The organism is Streptomyces sp. NPDC027663, from assembly GCF_055566415.1.
Window position 1 is genome coordinate 255,222 of sequence record NZ_JBVHSK010000003.1, and the last position, 15,753, is coordinate 270,974.

Annotated in this window: 15 protein-coding genes; 11 read left to right on the forward strand and 4 right to left on the reverse strand. The window is 71.7% G+C overall.

The window, feature by feature from the left end:
* Positions 1-3 precede the first annotated feature (3 nt).
* Genes ACZ4SF_RS10475 through ACZ4SF_RS10490 form a run of 4 tightly spaced genes read left to right on the forward strand, consistent with a single transcriptional unit; the run spans position 4 to position 4,764 of the window.
* Complete coding sequence (locus tag ACZ4SF_RS10475) at positions 4-1,188, forward strand: phosphotriesterase family protein (RefSeq protein WP_468381043.1); 1,185 nt, start codon at positions 4-6, stop codon at positions 1,186-1,188.
* Between the two features lie 19 nt (positions 1,189-1,207).
* Positions 1,208-2,332, forward strand: coding sequence for an aminotransferase class V-fold PLP-dependent enzyme (locus tag ACZ4SF_RS10480; protein WP_468381046.1), 1,125 nt, complete (start codon positions 1,208-1,210; stop codon positions 2,330-2,332).
* A 2-nt stretch (positions 2,333-2,334) separates the two neighbouring features.
* A complete protein-coding gene (locus tag ACZ4SF_RS10485) occupies positions 2,335-3,498 on the forward strand; it encodes an alanine racemase (protein ID WP_468381048.1) in 1,164 nt (387 codons plus the stop codon).
* 12 nt (positions 3,499-3,510) lie between these two features.
* A complete protein-coding gene (locus ACZ4SF_RS10490) occupies positions 3,511-4,764 on the forward strand; it encodes a phosphopentomutase (RefSeq protein WP_468381051.1) in 1,254 nt (417 codons plus the stop codon).
* Between the two features lie 47 nt (positions 4,765-4,811).
* Here ACZ4SF_RS10490 and ACZ4SF_RS10495 read toward each other — a convergent pair whose 3' ends face one another.
* Positions 4,812-6,131: a phosphatase PAP2 family protein gene (locus ACZ4SF_RS10495; protein WP_468382456.1), complete on the reverse strand. Its 1,320-nt coding sequence runs from the start codon at positions 6,129-6,131 to the stop codon at positions 4,812-4,814.
* 559 nt (positions 6,132-6,690) lie between these two features.
* Between ACZ4SF_RS10495 and ACZ4SF_RS10500 the strand changes: the two genes are divergently transcribed.
* Positions 6,691-7,482: a putative protein N(5)-glutamine methyltransferase gene (locus ACZ4SF_RS10500; RefSeq protein ID WP_468381054.1), complete on the forward strand. Its 792-nt coding sequence runs from the start codon at positions 6,691-6,693 to the stop codon at positions 7,480-7,482.
* 98 nt (positions 7,483-7,580) lie between these two features.
* Here ACZ4SF_RS10500 and ACZ4SF_RS10505 read toward each other — a convergent pair whose 3' ends face one another.
* A complete protein-coding gene (locus ACZ4SF_RS10505) occupies positions 7,581-8,210 on the reverse strand; it encodes an SRPBCC domain-containing protein (RefSeq protein WP_468381057.1) in 630 nt (209 codons plus the stop codon).
* 40 nt (positions 8,211-8,250) lie between these two features.
* The gene (locus ACZ4SF_RS10510; RefSeq protein WP_468381060.1) at positions 8,251-9,057 is read right to left on the reverse strand and encodes a LytR/AlgR family response regulator transcription factor; all 807 of its coding nucleotides are present in this window, start codon (positions 9,055-9,057) and stop codon (positions 8,251-8,253) included.
* A 340-nt stretch (positions 9,058-9,397) separates the two neighbouring features.
* On the opposite strand from ACZ4SF_RS10510, the gene ACZ4SF_RS10515 reads away from it, so the two are divergent.
* A complete protein-coding gene (locus ACZ4SF_RS10515) occupies positions 9,398-9,604 on the forward strand; it encodes a hypothetical protein (protein WP_468381063.1) in 207 nt (68 codons plus the stop codon).
* A gap of 83 nt (positions 9,605-9,687) precedes the next feature.
* Here the strand turns inward: ACZ4SF_RS10515 and ACZ4SF_RS10520 are convergent, their stop codons facing one another.
* Entirely contained in the window at positions 9,688-10,149 is a 462-nt protein-coding gene (locus tag ACZ4SF_RS10520; protein WP_468381065.1) for a hypothetical protein, read from the reverse strand.
* Between the two features lie 202 nt (positions 10,150-10,351).
* On the opposite strand from ACZ4SF_RS10520, the gene ACZ4SF_RS10525 reads away from it, so the two are divergent.
* From ACZ4SF_RS10525 to ACZ4SF_RS10545, 5 genes are read left to right on the forward strand one after another with little or no spacing between them, the layout of a single operon-like run.
* Complete coding sequence (locus ACZ4SF_RS10525) at positions 10,352-11,548, forward strand: exo-beta-N-acetylmuramidase NamZ family protein (RefSeq protein ID WP_468381067.1); 1,197 nt, start codon at positions 10,352-10,354, stop codon at positions 11,546-11,548.
* Between the two features lie 48 nt (positions 11,549-11,596).
* Positions 11,597-12,577, forward strand: a complete 981-nt coding sequence (locus ACZ4SF_RS10530) for a GNAT family N-acetyltransferase (protein ID WP_468381069.1) — start codon at positions 11,597-11,599, stop codon at positions 12,575-12,577.
* Complete coding sequence (locus ACZ4SF_RS10535) at positions 12,577-13,929, forward strand: ABC transporter substrate-binding protein (RefSeq protein ID WP_468382459.1); 1,353 nt, start codon at positions 12,577-12,579, stop codon at positions 13,927-13,929. The genes ACZ4SF_RS10530 and ACZ4SF_RS10535 overlap by 1 nt, the downstream gene beginning before the upstream one ends.
* Positions 13,923-14,885 carry a carbohydrate ABC transporter permease gene (locus ACZ4SF_RS10540; RefSeq protein ID WP_468381071.1) on the forward strand — a complete coding sequence of 321 codons (963 nt, stop codon included), beginning with the start codon at positions 13,923-13,925 and terminating at the stop codon, positions 14,883-14,885. Before ACZ4SF_RS10535 ends, ACZ4SF_RS10540 begins: the two co-directional genes overlap by 7 nt.
* Complete coding sequence (locus tag ACZ4SF_RS10545) at positions 14,882-15,751, forward strand: carbohydrate ABC transporter permease (protein WP_468381074.1); 870 nt, start codon at positions 14,882-14,884, stop codon at positions 15,749-15,751. Before ACZ4SF_RS10540 ends, ACZ4SF_RS10545 begins: the two co-directional genes overlap by 4 nt.
* Positions 15,752-15,753 lie beyond the last annotated feature (2 nt).

Below are 15,753 nucleotides of genomic sequence, written 5' to 3' on the forward strand. Positions count from 1 at the left end.
GCGATGGCGACCACCGGGGAAAGCCACTCCATGACGGCCGGGAGGCACCACTTCGCGGCCACGCAGGGACACCACTCCGCGGCCGCCGAGGCACGCCCTTGCGCGACGGCCGGGGCACACCCCTCCACGACCGCCCGAGCATGCCCCTCCACGACCACCCGAGGCTGCGCCTCCACGACCGCCCGAGAATGTCCCTCCCCGACCGTCCAGGAATGCCTCTCCACGACCGCCCAGGAACGCCCCTCCACCCGCCACGTCCACACGGTCACCGGACCGGTCTGCCCGTCCCGCATCCGCGGCCCGGTACTCGCCCACGAACACCTGGCCCTCGACCTCAGCCGGGACACCGATCCGGACGCGGTGCTGCTCCCCGCCACGCACGGCCCGTCCGTCGTCGCCGAACTGGCAGCCCTGCGTGAGGAGTTCGGCCTCGCCCTCGTCATCGAGCTGACCTGCCGGGGCATGGGAGGTGACCCTCGCGCACTGGCCCGTATGTCCGCCGCGTCGGGAGTCGCGGTGGTCGCCGGCACCGGCTGGTACTACGAGCGGTTCCACCCGGACGGGCTCGGCCGTGCCGGTGTCGAGGAACTCACCGACGTGCTGGTGCGCGACATCGACCACGGAATCGGACCCCCCGGCGTCCGGCCCGGCGTCATCGGTGAGGTCGGCAGCCACGGCGAACAGCCCGCCGAGCCGGAGGTGCGGGTCCTCGTCGCGGCTGCCCGCGCTGCCGTGGCCACGGGGCTGTCGGTGGCCACCCATGCGCAGCTGGGCGTGGGCGGTCCGGGCCAGCTCGGCGTGCTCGTCGGCGCGGGCCTGCCAGCCCACCGGATCAGCATCGGGCACCAGGACCTGCTCGACGACCCCGCCGCCCACCGCGAGCTGGCCGCCTCCGGCGCCTACGTCGCCTTCGACACCATCGGGAAGCAGGACTACCAGAGCGACGCAAGCCGGCTGCGGCTGCTGCTGGCCCTGCTGGAGGCCGGGCACGCCGACCGGGTGCTGCTCAGCTGCGACATCTCCCGGCACCGTTACCTCCTGAGCGAAGGAGGCCACGGCTACGGACATCTGTTCCGCTCCTTCCTGCCCGGTCTGCGTGCGAGGGGCGTCGACGAGGAGCTGATCGACCTGATGACCCGCCGCAATCCGCTGCGCTTCCTGACCGGAGCGTGGGACGGGAAGGCCTGATCCGATGGATGGAGCCGGGATGCACCGCATCGACGCCGGTCTGCCGCAGACCTTCCCCCTGCCCACGGTGCCGTTGCAGGAGGCGACGGCCACGCAGTTCCGGCTGCTGGAGTGCACCGCACGCCACTTCGAGGGGCAGCAGCTCTTCGCGGCCGACTCGGGCGTCGTACCGGGTCTGGGCCGGCCCCGCACCACGGCGAAGGTGGAAGCCGTCCTCGCCGACTTCTTCTCCTGCGAGGCGGCGGCCCTCGTCCAGGGCGCGGGCACCGGTGCCATCCGTGCCGCCCTCACCGCCACGGTCCGGTCGGGGGATCCGCTGCTCATCCACCGCGCACCGGTCTACCGCAGCACCGAGGTCACGCTGCGCGCATTGGGCGTCAGGACGGCGGAGGTCGACTTCAACGACCGGCGGGCGCTGGACGCGGCCCTCGCTTCGGCGCGGTTCTCCTGGGCGTACGTCCAGCACACGCGTCAGCGCCTGACCGACTCCTACGATCCGGCCGTGGTGCTGGCCGCCTGCCGGTCGGCGGGCGTGCGGACCATCGTGGACGACAACTACGCGGTGCTGCGGGTGCCCGCCTGCGGGGTCGAACTCGGCGCCGACGCCTCGTGCTTCTCGCTCTTCAAACTGCACGGCCCGGAGGGCATCGGCGTGGTCCTGGGCACCCGCGACGTCGTCGACCGGGTCCGCGCCGACAACTACTCCGGCGGCGGGCAGGTCCAGGGCCACCAGGCACTCGACGCTCTGCGCGCCCTCACCCACGTCCCCGTCATGTGGTCGGTGCAGTCCCAGGTCGTCGCCGATGCGGCGCAGCGGCTGGCCGCGGGGGAGGTGCCGGGCGTCGCCGAGGTCCGCGTCGCCAACGCACAGGACCGCTGCCTGCTCGTACGTCTCGACCGGCCCGTCGCCCGTCACGTTCCCCGAGCCGCGGCCCGGCACGGTGCGGCGCCCTATCCGGTGGGCTGCAACTCCCGCTACGAGGTGGCCCCGCTGTTCTACCGGCTGTCCGGCTCCGTGCTCGACGCCGCCCCGGAACTCGCCGACACGACCGTGCGGATCAACCCCATGCGGGCCGGCGCCGATCTCGTGCTGGACATCCTCCGCCGCTCGCTGACCGACCTGCACCAGGGCAAGGACGACTGACCGTGTTCCTCGACACCGTGCTCACCCGCAACCCCCGGCTCGTCCAGACCGCCGCCGCGCTGCACCGGCGTGGCGCGATCCCGCCCAACACCTACGTCATCGACCTCGACGCCGTCGAAGCCAATGCGCACCTGCTCGCCGTGGAGGCCGAACGGCTGGGTCTGACCCTCTGGTTCGTGGTCAAGCACGTCGGGCGCAACCCCGAACTGATCAAGGCCATCGCCCGGCACATCCCGAGGTACGCGGCCATCGACCCCCCGGAAGCACGCGTCCTGCACGCGGCCGGAGCGGCGGCCGGGAACGTCGGCCACCTGGTCCAGATCCCGGGCCGTGCCCTGGACGAGGTCCTCGCGTGGCGCCCGGAAGCCGTCACGGTCTACGACGCGGCCAACGCCCGCGCCGTCTCCGCGGCGGCCGAGCGGCTCGGCATCGTCCAGGACGTGCTCGTCCGCCTGGAGGGGGCGCCGGGCGCGGTCCACCCCGGGCAGGAAGGCGGAGTCCCGTTGAGCGGGCTGACGGCCTTCGCCACGGAGGTGGAACGGATGCCCGGCGTACGGGTCGCCGGCGTCACCGCATTTCCCTGTGTGCTGTGCGACCCGGCCTCGGGCACTCCGCGGCCCACGCCGAACCTCGGCCTCGCGCTGACCGCCCGCGACATGCTCGCCGCCCGTGGCCACACAGACCTCAAACTGAGCGCCCCCAGCGCGACGTCGATGGCCTCCCTGCCCCTGCTCGCGCAGCTCGGCGCCACGCACGCGGAACCCGGCCACTGTCTCACCGGCACCACGCCCCTGCACGCGGTGGACCCGCGGCAGCCGGAGCAGCCGGCGTACGTCTACGTCAGCGAGGTCGCCCACACCCTCGCCGACGGCCGTCCGGCCCTGCACGGCGGCGGCTTCTACCCCCGGTCCGGCGTCAGGGAGGCCCTGCTGCCGCGTACGGGCGTGCGGCTGGCGGTGCAGGCCGCGCCCGCCGAGAACATCGACTACTACCGGACACTCGACGCCCCCGCGGGCGCCCACAAGGCGCGGCTCGGCGACACCGCCGTCCTCGCCTTCCGCACGCAGATCTTCGTCACACGCAGCTACGTCGCTGTCGTGGCCGGGCTGTCCCACGGCAGAGGGCGGCCCGTCGGTCTGTACGACGCTCTCGGCCGGGCCGTCTGAGGAGCACGCTTCATGACCAGGACCGTCATCGTCGTCGTCGACGGCTTCGGCGTCGGCGCCATGCCCGATGCGGGCACGCTGCGCCCGGGCGATCAGGGAGCCGACACCTGCGGGCACGTCCTCGACCACTGCCGGCGGGCGAACGGCCGGCCACTGCGGCTGGGGGCGTTCGGCGCCCTCGGCCTCGGCCTGGTCCACCCGCACCCGGATCTCGCCGGCCGGACCGGTCTGCCGGTGTCCGTGGGCCTCGCTCCCCTCGGCTACCCGGGCGCCGACACCTACGCGGGCCACCAGACCATGATGGGGGCCGACTTCGGCGACGTGACCGTGGCCCCGCTGAGCGACCACCTCGACGAGATCACCGGTGCCCTGCGTGCCGCCGGGCACTCGGTGGAGCCGCTGGACGACAAGCCGGTGCTGGTGGTGGACGGAACAGCACTCGTCCACGACAACCTGGAGGCCGACCCCGGCGTCAACTGGAACGTCTCGGGGCGCCTGGACGACATGCCCTTCCACCGGATCGTGGCCATCGCCCGGAAGGTCCGGGCCGTCGCCCCGGTCGCGCGCGTCATCGCGGTCGGGGGGCACACGGATGCTCCGCTGACCGCCTTCGTGCGTGCCGGGGACGGCGGAACCGTCGGGCTCGACACCCCGGCGTCCGGTTTCTACCGCAACGGCGGCCTGGAAGTGCGGCACCTGGGCGCGCCGCTGGACCACACCCGGCAACTGCCGGATGTGGCGGCCCGCGCCGGGATCCCCGTCACGCTGGTCGGCAAGGCCGCGGACATCCTCGCGTGCGAGGCGGCGGTGCGCCGCCCGGCGGTGCGGACCGCCGACGTGCTCGCGCACACCCTCGGCGCCCTCCGCGCCACCAGGGACGCCCTGGTCGTCGCCAACGTCCAGGAGACGGACCTGGCCGGACACCAGCAGGACGCGGCGCGCTACGGCGCCGTCCTGGAACAGGTCGATGCGGGACTGGGCGAGCTCATCGCCCTCCTGGACACGCCCGGTGACCGCCTCATCGTCACGGGTGACCACGGGAACGATCCCACCATCGGGCACGCCCACCACACGCGCGAATTCGTGCCCGTGCTGATGCGCCGGCCGGAGTCCGCCGGGCCGGAGTTCCTGCCCGAAGCGGCCGGCCTGGCCGACGTGGGCGCCACGGCCGCCGCCTCGCTGGGGCTGGACCCGGCCGGGCTGGCGAACGGGTCCGCACTGTGGCCGACGGGACGAGCGGTCGGGCGAGAAGTCCCCTCGGGGTGAACGGGGCCGACCGCACGTACGGCCTCCACCGCAGCGGCAAACATGGCTCAAACCAGCTCGGGCTGCGGTTCCGGTTGTGGCACGAGTGCGGCCTTCGGTTCCCAGAGTCTGGTGGTCCGCACATAACTGTGGATCACCGATCCCATCGCCAGAACGACAAGCGGTCCGAACAACCAGGGATATGCGGCCATCTGCACCGGCAGAAAGCGATACGACACCAGGAGCGCCACGAAGACCGTTGCACCGTGGGCGACCAACTGCATTCCGGACCGCTCCCAGCCGCGTGCGAGCGAGCGCAGAGCACCCTCGATCGTGAGGGTGAACACCACACCGGCGACGATGTCCGCGCCGTAGTGGTAACCGAAGCCCAGCGTCGCGCCGAGTGTGGCAATCAGCCAGAACGTGCCGAGGTATCGCAGAATGCGGGGGCCCCGGCGGGAATGGATGAAGATCGCGGTGGCCCACGCCGTATGCAGGCTGGGCATGCAGTTGCGCGGGGTGAACTCGTCGAACGGCATGGCATGCGGAACGGCGCCCGGCGGCGTGTCCGGCCACAGGTCGGCCACCGCCCAGTGCCCGCCGTCGGCGCCGTAGGCGAAGATCGGTCCGACCACCGGGAAGATCATGTAGATGCCCGGTCCGAGCAGGCCGATCACCAGGAAGGTGCGCACCAGGTGATGGCGCGGGAACCGGCGCTCCACCGCCACGTTGCGCAGCTGGTAGAGCGTGACGACGACCGCGGCCACCGCGAGCTGGATGTAGACGTAGTCCAGCACGTGGGCGCCGACGGAACCCGTGGCCCTGACGATCCGGCCCGCGATCCACGACGGGTTGCCCAGTGCGTGGTCGGCGGTGGCGACGTACTGGTCGAGCACCGTGGGGCGGGTCTTCGAGGTGATGAGCAGCCAGGTGTCGCCGGTCTTGCGGCCGGCCACCAGCAGCAGGCCGAGCCCGACGCCCTTCAGCAGCAGGACGCGTTCGCGGCCGGTGCGGCGCGTGACGGCGATGACCGCACAGCCCAGCAGCACCCAGAGGGCGCCGTTGCCGAAGGGGTGGCCGTACCCATGGGGGACCTCGGCGTCGACCGCCCACCGCACCAGCGCGAACACGACGTCGATGCCGACCGCGGCGCCGAGCGCGATGAACCGTTGCCGCCAGGTGAACACCACCATCATCAGCGCCATGCTGGCGTACAGCAGCGGCCCTGATTTAGGGGCAAAAATCACCTCTTTCGCCTGGTTGGTGATCGGCCCCGGCACGCCGTACCGTCGCGCTGCGAACTCCAGCGCCACGAGGAATCCGAGGGTCACCAAAACCGCCGCGCCCCACAGAACGACCCGCGGTTCACGCCAGGCGACGGACGTGATTCTTCCCTTTATTCGCGAAAACACCCGCGATGCTATAGATGTCAATTTTTTGGCCGATGTGTTTTATTTAGTTGACCAGGTCACTGTTTGTGCCGGACGGTATTGCGGTGGAGACGCGCGATGAGGGTGATCACCGCATGGTCGAACATGTTATCGGAGTGGTGTCGGCGAAGTGTCTCGGGGATGACTACCAGGTTCTGACGCCCGATGGACAGTAAGGGCGTGTCGCGGGCGGCCGTCCCGCGGTCCTGTGCACCGGATCGAGCCACGTGCGCAAGGCGGCCTCACCTCCGGCAGGCGTGCGAACACCGCCCGGGCGTCCGGGCCGGCCCGGCGTCCCGTTCCGCGGCGGCCGGCTCGTGTCCGGGGCCGGGACGTCGCGGGGACCAACTTCCCTGGTCACAGAATCCATTGATCCTTCCCTGTTAAGCTGACCGAACCGTCCGTCGGTCGCCGTGAGCCGATGTCCAGGACGCCCCGTCCCCCGGCCTGTCGGCACGTGACACGTCCGTGGCCGGCGGATCGATCCGGCCGGCGGGGCTCTCCGCGAAAGGCTTCGATGTCGATCACTCCCGCCGATGAGCTGCAGTCGCGCACGGTGGCCGCACTGCGCGGTGCCGGATGCGTGTTCGCCGAGGAGGAGGCGGAGCTGCTCCTCGAAGCCGCCGCGACATCGGCCGAGCTGGACGTGCTGGTGCACCGCCGCGTCGTCGGTGAACCCCTCGAAGTCATCCTCGGGTGGGCCGGATTCTGCGGTCTGCGGGTCCGCGTGGACGCCGGTGTGTTCGTCCCGCGTCAGCGCACCCGGTTCCTTGTCGACCTCGCGGCGGAACTGGCCCGGCCGGGCGCGGTCGTGGTCGATCTGTGCTGCGGGACCGGCGCGATCGGCGCCGCCGTCGCCGCGCGGGTCCCCGGGATCGAGCTGTCGTGCGCCGATGTCGATCCGGACGCGGTCCGCTGCGCCCGGCTGAACGTCGGCCCCGAGGCGCAGGTGTACGAGGGCGACCTCTACGACGCGCTCCCGGACTCGCTGCGCGGCCGCGTGGACGTCCTGGTAGTCAACGCCCCGTACGTGCCGACGGACGAGATCGCGATGATGCCGCCCGAGGCACGCGACCACGAACCGAAGCACGCGCTCGACGGCGGCGCGGACGGTGTCGAGGTGCACCGGCGGGTCGCCGCCGGCGCACGGACCTGGCTGGCTTCGGGCGGCACCCTGCTCATCGAGACCAGCGAGGAACAGGCGCCGCTCACCGCGCGTGCGATGGCCGACCACGGCCTCGTCCCGCGCGTGTCGACGAACGACGAGATGTACTGCACGGTCGTCACGGGAACCCGTACGGCCGACTAGCGGGCCCCGGGCACCGGGCCGCCGGAGCACCAGGCCGTGGGTCGCCGAGCCGCCGGGGCACCGGGTCAGGTCACCGGGCCACCGGTCACCAGGTCAGGTCACCGGGACCCTGATCCGTCGGGGGCCGGTGCCTGTTCCCTGCGTGGGGCGCGGTAGCGGTCGGGGTCGACCACGGTGGTCAGGCCGTTGAGCAGGAGCCGGGTGCCGCCGCGCAGGTGGGCGAGGTCGTGGCTGCCGTCGCCGGTGGGAACCAGCCAGGTGTACTGCTCGGTCCAGGTCAGACGGGAACCCGCGGCCCCGTCGGCCAGTTCGACGGTGACGAGGGAGATCCAGCGGCGCCGTCCGTCGACCTCGGCCTCGTAGACGTGGACGATCCGGGTGTCCGGCACGATGTCGAGGAACCGTGACCGGTAGGCGAGGCGCTCCTCGGTCTCCCCGGAGACGAAGACGTTGCGGGCGGTCTCGCCACCGCCGACCCGGAAGTCGAGCTGGTGCTCGGCGCCGGCGGAGCTGCCGGGGAGCCGGAACCAGCGTCGGCGCAGGGCCGGGTCGGCGAAGCCCTGGAAGACCTCGGCCCGCGGCACCGTGAAGTCCAGGCCGAGGGAGAAGGAGCCGTGCCGTGCGGGTGGTGCCGGGTCACCGGGCGGTGCGCCAAGGGCCCCTCCGCCTGCTTCCGCCTGACCGGCTTCCCCGGTGTGCGTCTGCGTGAGGTGACCAGCAGCGTCCATGGGTTCAACGTAACACGGGGCGTGTGGCGCCCCGTTGGACTCAGGAGCGGCCCGCTCGGCTGGCCAGCAGGTCGCGCAGCTCCCGGGCGTTACGGCGGCTGACGGCGAGGACCCGGTCGCCGATCCGGACGGTCAGGTTGCCTCCGTCCACTCGGAGTTCCTCGATCCGGCCGAGGGCGACGAGTCGGCTGCGGTGGATCCGTACGAAGCCGCGGGAGCGCCACTGTTCCTCCAGGGTGGACAGCGGGATCCGCACCAGATGGCTGCCGCGGCCGGTGTGCAGCCGCGCATAGTCGCCCTGCGCCTCGACATAGGCGATGTCGGCGACCGGCACGAACCGGGTCACCCCGCCCAGTTCCACCGGGACCTGGTCGCCGTGGACGGGCACCGCAGCGGGTGCGGTCGTCGGGGCGGCGGCCGGGCGGGGCCCCTGACCGGCCCGCACCAGCTCGGCGACCCGTCGTACGGCCTCGGCGAAGCGTTCCTTGCGAAGGGGCTTGAGGAGATAGTCGACGGCCTTGAGGTCGAAGGCCCGTACGGCGAAGTCCTCGTGGGCGGTGACGAAGACGATCAGCGGCGGGGTGGCGAACCTGCCCAGCAGACGGGCCAGTTCGAGTCCGCCGAGGCCGGGCATGTTGATGTCGAGGAAGACGACGTCGAAGGCCTCCGTGCCGTCCGGGCCCTCCTCCGTGGCCCGGCTCAGCCTGCGCAGTGCCTCGGTGGCCTCCTGGGCGGGCACGACGGTGCCGACGTGCTCGTCCTCCCCCAGCAGGTACAGCAGCTCTTCGAGCGCGGGTTCCTCGTCGTCCACGGCCAGGACGCGCAAGGGCGCGTCGATCACCCTCATGTCCGGCAGCTCCTCTCGCCCTCGGCCACCACCCGTCCCGGCGAGTGGTGAGGGACGGTGTCGGGCCCATCACTGTGCGGGTGACCAGGGGACCCGGGCAAGAGCCTCACGCCAGGCCGTACCGTCCGCCACCATCGTCCGGAGCGCTGGTTCCGCCGTGCGGGTCACTCCGATGCCCGATCATGCTCCATCCTCACCTGAACGGCGCAAGGGAGGGCGGTCCGGAGATGCCGGGTGACCGAAGCGTCCTCAGGATTGAGTGGTGATGCGCCGTGTCATGTCCGGCGCCCTCCCCGCCTCCGCGCATCCGAGCCGGAGGCTGACAGGCAGGAATCACGTCATGGCAAAGAAGAACCAGCCTGGCAACCGCAAGGGTTCGCCCAGCAGCTCCAAGGCGACCGCCAAGCCCGACATGCAACCTCCCGAGAACGCCGAGATCGCCGAGAACGCCGAGACCCCCGAGCGCTCGGGCGCCGAGAGGCAGCCGGGCAAGCAGAAGTCCCCGTCGCGCAGCGGGCGCCAGCAGGGGGGCGGCAACACCAGGTAGAGCCGGCGAGCAGCTGCCCGCGAGGAAGCTCGCGGGCAGCTGCTCCTGCCGTGGCCCGTGCTCCGTCACGGAGAGCGGGTGTGCTACGGCGCCACGGGATCGCCGTCACCCAGTTGCAGCCACCACACGTCGTCGTGGTCACGGCTGAGCCCGAGCGTCTGCCGCTGCCCGTCGCCGAAGCGCAGCTCGACAGCGGCCAGGTCCGGTACGGCGGGGTCCTGCACGACCGCGTCCACCGTTTCGCCGGCGTGCGCGCCGTAGCGGCTGATCAGCTTCCGTGCGGCCCGGTCGCGTCCGGTGTACCAGGGGGCACCGAGATCGGAGAGGCCGGCGGTGTCACCGGCCTCCAGCCGCTGGACGTACACCTTGAGGAGCAGATCGACCTCGTCGGCGACCTCCTCGGCGTCGGGATAGTCCGACTTCACGGCGTGCACGGTGACCTCCACCGCCGGCGTCCCGCTCAGTGCGTAGGGGGCAGGGTCGCGGAGGAGCCACCACGTGACCACCGCCGTTGCCAGGACCGCCAGAGCCGCAGCCTTCTTCATGTACGGGGACCTCGATGCACAGATACTCGACAGAGTTCAAAGGATCTTCACAGGGCCGAGTCATCATGTCCATGCTCCGCAGATGAGAGCCACGGCACACGCCCGGGCGTACACCGACGGCAGATCATTGCCAAATTCCCAGACATGCCAGTAAATTTCGGGCAATCGCTTGGAGATGTCACCGGCAGACGGGGCCCCACGGATGAGCACGCACGACCGCGTCACGGTGACGACCGGGATCGCGCGACTGCACGCGTCGCCCCGGCTCGCCGGACCCGGCCGGCTCGGGCTGGTGACCAACCACACCGGCGTCCTCCCCGACCTGCGCCCGGCCGCGCCCGCGCTGCTCGGGGCCGGTGCGCGGCTGGTCGCCCTGTTCGGCCCCGAGCACGGGCTGCACGGCACCGGCCAGGCCGGCCGGAGCGAGGCCGCTCGGACCGACCCCGCCACCGGTCTGCCGGTCCACGACACCTACCGGTGCAGCGGCGAACGCCTCGACGGACTGCTGACCGACAGCGGCGTGGACGCCCTGGTGTACGACCTCCAGGACATCGGAGCGAGGTTCTACACCTATGTGTGGACCATGTTCGACCTGATGGTCTCGGCGGCGCGTACGGGCGTACGGTTCGTGGTCGCCGACCGGCCGAACCCCCTCGGCGGACTCGTCAGCGAGGGCCCGCTGCTCGACCCGGCGTGTTCCAGCTTCGTCGGGCGCGCCCCGGTCCCGGTCCGGCACGGCCTCACCTGCGGTGAACTCGCCCGGCAGCTCAACGCTTCGACGGTGCCGCAAGTCGCGGGCGCACCTGTCGAGTTGACGGTCATCGAAGCCCTCGGGTGGCAGCGCGCCATGGACGCGGACGCCACCGGTCTGCCCTGGGTCGCGCCCTCGCCGAACATCCCGACACCGGCCACCGCCGGCGTCTACCCCGGCACCTGCCTCTTCGAGGGCACGAATCTCTCCGAGGGCCGAGGCACCACGCAGCCCTTCGAGATCGTCGGGGCCCCGTACATCGACGCGCGGTTCGCACCCGCGCTCGCCGAACTCGCCCTGCCCGGAGTGCACTTCCGTGATCTGCGGTACGTACCGACCTTCCACAAACACGCCGGACGGCCGCTGCGCGGGGTCCAGCTCCACATCACCGATCGCGAGGCGTTCGCTCCCGTACGCACCGCCGTCGCGATGCTCGCCACGCTACGGCGGCTCTACCCGGACGACTTCGCCTGGCACACCGACGACGGCGGCGCGGAGGGGACCGGCCACCGGCACTTCATCGACCTGCTGTGGGGATCCGACCGGTTGCGGCGCGCCGTCGACGCGGGCGACGACCCGCTGCCGCTGTGCGCTCCGCCGGCGCCGCCCGGCCGTTGGGCCGGTGACGACGTACTGCTCTACCGCTGAGCCCTCCGGCCCGCCGCGCGGCCTGCGCATGGAAGGACGACCCCGTCGATGACCGACCGCACGACGACGACAGCCCGGGTGGCGGTGCGTGGCTTCCGCCCGGGCGACGGCCCGCAGGTGGTGGAGGCGTGGCGCAGAAGCGCACCGGCCGACCCGATCAGCCCGGACCGCTTCCGCTCCCTGGTGCTGCTCGACGCCAATTTCGACCCGGAGGGGCTCCGGGTCGCCGTCGACGGCGGCCGTGTCGTCGGCGCCGCCTACGCGGTGCGCCGGCTGACGCCGGTGACCGGCACCGACCTGGAACCGGAGCAGGGCTGGATCCCGTTCTTCTTCGTCGACCCGGCCGCCCGTGGCCGGGGGCTCGGCCGCCGGCTGCTGACCGACGCCCTCGACTGGCTGCACGGCCACGGGCGCACCCGGGTGGACTTCTCCTCGTACACCCCGAACTACATCCTGCCCGGCCTCGACCCCGAGGCGTACCCGGAAGCGGCCGCGCTCCTCGGCTCCCTGGGCTTTCGCACGCTGTACGAGGCGGCGGCGATGGACCGCGGACTGGTCGGCTACCGCTTCCCGGACGACGTCGCGGGCCGGCTGGACGGGCTGACGGCACAGGGCCACCGGTTCGCCACGCCGTCCGACGACGACCTGGTGGACCTGGTCGCGCTCGCCGGGAACCACTTCAACCCGGACTGGGCGCGCGCGATCCGGCAGTGTCTGACCGCGGGCGCGCCGCTCGACCGGATCATCGTCGCCCGGGCCCCTTCGGGCCGTCTGGCCGGCTGGGCGATGCACGGCGCGTACGAGTCGGCGGTGGAGCGCTTCGGCCCGTTCGGCGTGCTGGAGGAGTCGCGCGGCACCGGGCTCGGCGAGGTCCTGCTGCACCTGGTCCTGGAGCGGATGCGGGCGCGCGGTGCGCACTCCGCGTGGTTCCTGTGGACCGGCGAGCACTCGCCCGCGGGCCGGCTGTACCGCAAGGCGGGTTTCACCACGACCCGGCTGTTCCGCGTGCTGCGCCGGGAGGCCGCGTGATGACGCCCGCGCGCCGTACGGACGGCCGGGGCCGCCGGCGCGAGGGCCGCCTGAGCCGCCGTCACTTCGCCCTCGGTGTCCCCTCCGCCCTGTTGGCCTCGGGATGCGCCGCGCCGCACCAGGGCACCGGGCGGCCCGGTGATCCGATCGTCTTGACGCTGCTCTCCCACTATGCGAGCGGGGAACTCAAAGCGGCCCTGCAGGGCCCGGTCGACGAGTGGAACGCCGGGCACGACCGGGTGAAGGTGCGGACGAAGGCCGTGGAGTTCTCCGACCTGCTCACCACGTTCATGGTCCGCCAGGCCGCGGGCCAGGGTGCCGACATCATCCACCCGTACTGCCTGTGGAACGGCCAGCTCGTCCGGGCCGGTGTCCTGCGGCCCGCTCCGCCCGAGCACGCCGCCGAGATCGGACGCGGTTACAGCGAGGCCACGGTCCGCGCCGCGTCGGTGGACGGCAAGGTCTACGGCTACCCCACCGAGGTGCAGACGTACGCCCTCTACTACAACAAGCGGCTGCTGCGCGAGGCCGGCGTCGGCGGACCTCCGCGCACCTGGCGGGAACTGGAGGAGACCGCGTACCGCACCAGCAAGCGGGACCGGTACGGCAACACGCTGGTCCAGGGGTTCGGGCTGTCGGTCTACGACGACTCCACCACCGTCGGCCAGACGCTCGCCCTGCTCAACGCCGCCGGCGGACGGTTCGTCTCCGCGGACGGCAGGAGCGCCGCCATCGACTCGCCGGCCGGCCGGGCCGTGTTCGACCTCGAGCACCGCCTCGTCGCCGCGGGAGCCAGCGCCCCCGGCGTCAACGTCTACCGGGCGTTCCCGTCCGGCCAGGTGGCCATGGTGGTGAGCGCCGGCTGGTGGACCGGGAGCCTGAGGACCTTGATGGGCAAGGACTACCGGGACGTCGGTGTCGCGCCGGTGCCCGTCCCCGGGAAGGACGACGAGCGCGCCACACTCTCCACCGGCTTCATGCTGGGGGTCAACGCGGCCAGCAGGTACCCGCGGGAGGCCTGGGACTTCCTGCGCTGGCTCAACACCGAGAAGGTGGGCGCGAAGGGTGCGACAGCGACCCGGATGAGCCGCCTGCAGGTGTCGGTCGGCACCCTGACCGGCCGCGCCGACGACATGCGGACGCTCCTCGGCGAAGGCGGCGATCCGAACCTGCGTCCGTTCCTGGAGGCGCTGGCGTACGCGGTGCCCGAGCCGAACACGCCGGGCGCGCAGCAGGCCAAGTCGCTGCTGCGCAAGAACATCGAGGCCTTGTGGACCGGTCAACGGTCGGTCGACGAGGCTCTGCGCATCACCTGCCGCCAGGTCGACCAGGAGGTGTCACGGTCATGGTGAACGTCCTGGCGCCGGAGGCGACCGAACGGGCGCCCGGACCGGAGTCCGCCGGGCGGCCCGCCGTCGGCGCGCGCGGCCGGGCCCGGCGCCGCCAGGCTGTCGTCGCGTATCTCTTCCTGGCACCGGCACTGCTGTTCTTCGCGGTCTTCCTGGTCCTGCCGCTCGGCTTCGCACTGCTGCTGTCGATGTCCCGCTGGGCCGGGTTCAGGCTCGGTGACATCGAGCCGGTCGGCCTGGACAACTTCGCCGGGCTCTTCGCGGACGGCTCGACGTTCCTGACGCCGGTCCTCACCAACACCCTGCTGTTCGCCCTGGGCACCGTGGCCCTCGCACTGGCCGGCTCCGTGCTCGTCGCCACCTGCATCGACAAGCTGCGGTTCCAGGGGCTGTGGCGCACGCTGTACTTCCTGCCGATCGTCACGACCGTCGTCGCCGTCGGCAACGTGTGGAAGTACATGTACGAGCCGGGCGGACTGGTCAACGGGGTCCTCAACGCCGCCGGTCTCGGCTCGGTGGCGTTCCTCCAGGACCCGGACACCGCGCTGCCCTCGGTCGTGGTCGTGCAGGCCTGGGCCTCGGTCGGCTCGGCGATCCTCATCCTGACCGCCGGTCTGAAGTCGATCCCCGGCTCGTACTACGAGGCAGCCGCGCTGGACGGCGCCGGGCCCCTCGTCGTCTTCTTCAAGATCACCCTGCCGTTGCTGCGGCCGTCCCTGCTGTTCGTGTGCATCACCCAGTTCCTCACCGGACTGCAGTCGTTCGCGCTGATCATCGTGATGACCAAGGGCGGTCCGGGGGACGCGACCGAGGTGGCCGCGCTGGAGATGTACCGGCAGGCCTTCAGCCACGGCGACTGGGGCACGGCGAGCGCTGCCGCGTTCGTGCTGTTCGTGGTGGTCCTCACGGTCACCCTGGTGCAGTTGTGGATCTTCCGTCGCAAGGGGGAGGACGCGTGAAGCGCCGCCGTTTCCCGTGGCTGTCGTATCTGGTGGTCGTGACCGGTGCCGTGCTCACGGTGGTGCCGTTCCTCGACATGGTGATGACGTCCTTCAAGGGGCCCGGCGAGGCCGGCAGGCTGCCGTACCGGTTCCTGCCCGAGGCGTTCGGTCTGTCCAACTACCGGGCTGCAGTGAGCCAGTTGAATCTGCCGGTGCTCTTCCGCAACAGCGTCGTCGCCACCGCCCTGATCACCGGGTCGGTGCTGCTCACGTCGTCCCTCGCCGGCTACGCGCTGGCCAAACTCCGTTTCCGCGGGCGGGACTTCGTCTTCCGTCTGGTGCTGTCGACGATGATGTTCCCGCCGTTCCTGTTCTTCGTCCCGCACTTCCTGATCCTGGTGCACTGGCCGCTGGCGGGCGGCAACGACCTGTCCGGGCGCGGCGGCGCGGGCCTGACCGTCAGCATCGTGGCGCTCGCCATGCCGTTCCTCGTCAACGGCTTCGGGATCTTCCTGATGCGCCAGTTCATGGTCGCGATCCCGGACGAGGTGCTGGAGGCCGCGCGCATCGACGGGGCCGGCGAGTTCACCGTGTGGTGGCGGATCGTGGTACCGCAGACCAAGCCGGTGCTGGTGACGCTCGGACTGCTGACCTTCGTCGACGCCTGGAACGAGTACATCTGGGCGCTGCTCGTCTCGACCGCCGACCCGGACGTGATGACCCTGCCCGTCGGCATCCAGCTCCTGCAGGACTACGTCGACCCGACCCGCACCATGCCCATCGTCATGGCCGGCCTCGTCCTGAGCATCCTGCCCGTGCTGATCCTCTTCCTCCTGCTGCAGAAGCACTACATCCGCGGGGTCATGCTCAGCGGCCTCAAGTGAGG

What these genes read in the sequence shown, in the direction of transcription:
- ACZ4SF_RS10475 (WP_468381043.1), top strand. Translation starts at nt 4, where the DNA reads ATGGCGACCACCGGGGAAAGCCACTCCATGACGGCCGGGAGGCACCAC.
- ACZ4SF_RS10480 (WP_468381046.1), top strand. Translation starts at nt 1,208, where the DNA reads ATGCACCGCATCGACGCCGGTCTGCCGCAGACCTTCCCCCTGCCCACG.
- ACZ4SF_RS10490 (WP_468381051.1), top strand. Translation starts at nt 3,511, where the DNA reads ATGACCAGGACCGTCATCGTCGTCGTCGACGGCTTCGGCGTCGGCGCC.
- ACZ4SF_RS10500 (WP_468381054.1), top strand. Translation starts at nt 6,691, where the DNA reads ATGTCGATCACTCCCGCCGATGAGCTGCAGTCGCGCACGGTGGCCGCA.
- ACZ4SF_RS10505 (WP_468381057.1), bottom strand. Translation starts at nt 8,210, where the DNA reads ATGGACGCTGCTGGTCACCTCACGCAGACGCACACCGGGGAAGCCGGT.
- ACZ4SF_RS10510 (WP_468381060.1), bottom strand. Translation starts at nt 9,057, where the DNA reads ATGAGGGTGATCGACGCGCCCTTGCGCGTCCTGGCCGTGGACGACGAG.
- ACZ4SF_RS10515 (WP_468381063.1), top strand. Translation starts at nt 9,398, where the DNA reads ATGGCAAAGAAGAACCAGCCTGGCAACCGCAAGGGTTCGCCCAGCAGC.
- ACZ4SF_RS10520 (WP_468381065.1), bottom strand. Translation starts at nt 10,149, where the DNA reads ATGAAGAAGGCTGCGGCTCTGGCGGTCCTGGCAACGGCGGTGGTCACG.
- ACZ4SF_RS10525 (WP_468381067.1), top strand. Translation starts at nt 10,352, where the DNA reads ATGAGCACGCACGACCGCGTCACGGTGACGACCGGGATCGCGCGACTG.
- ACZ4SF_RS10530 (WP_468381069.1), top strand. Translation starts at nt 11,597, where the DNA reads ATGACCGACCGCACGACGACGACAGCCCGGGTGGCGGTGCGTGGCTTC.
- ACZ4SF_RS10535 (WP_468382459.1), top strand. Translation starts at nt 12,577, where the DNA reads ATGACGCCCGCGCGCCGTACGGACGGCCGGGGCCGCCGGCGCGAGGGC.
- ACZ4SF_RS10540 (WP_468381071.1), top strand. Translation starts at nt 13,923, where the DNA reads ATGGTGAACGTCCTGGCGCCGGAGGCGACCGAACGGGCGCCCGGACCG.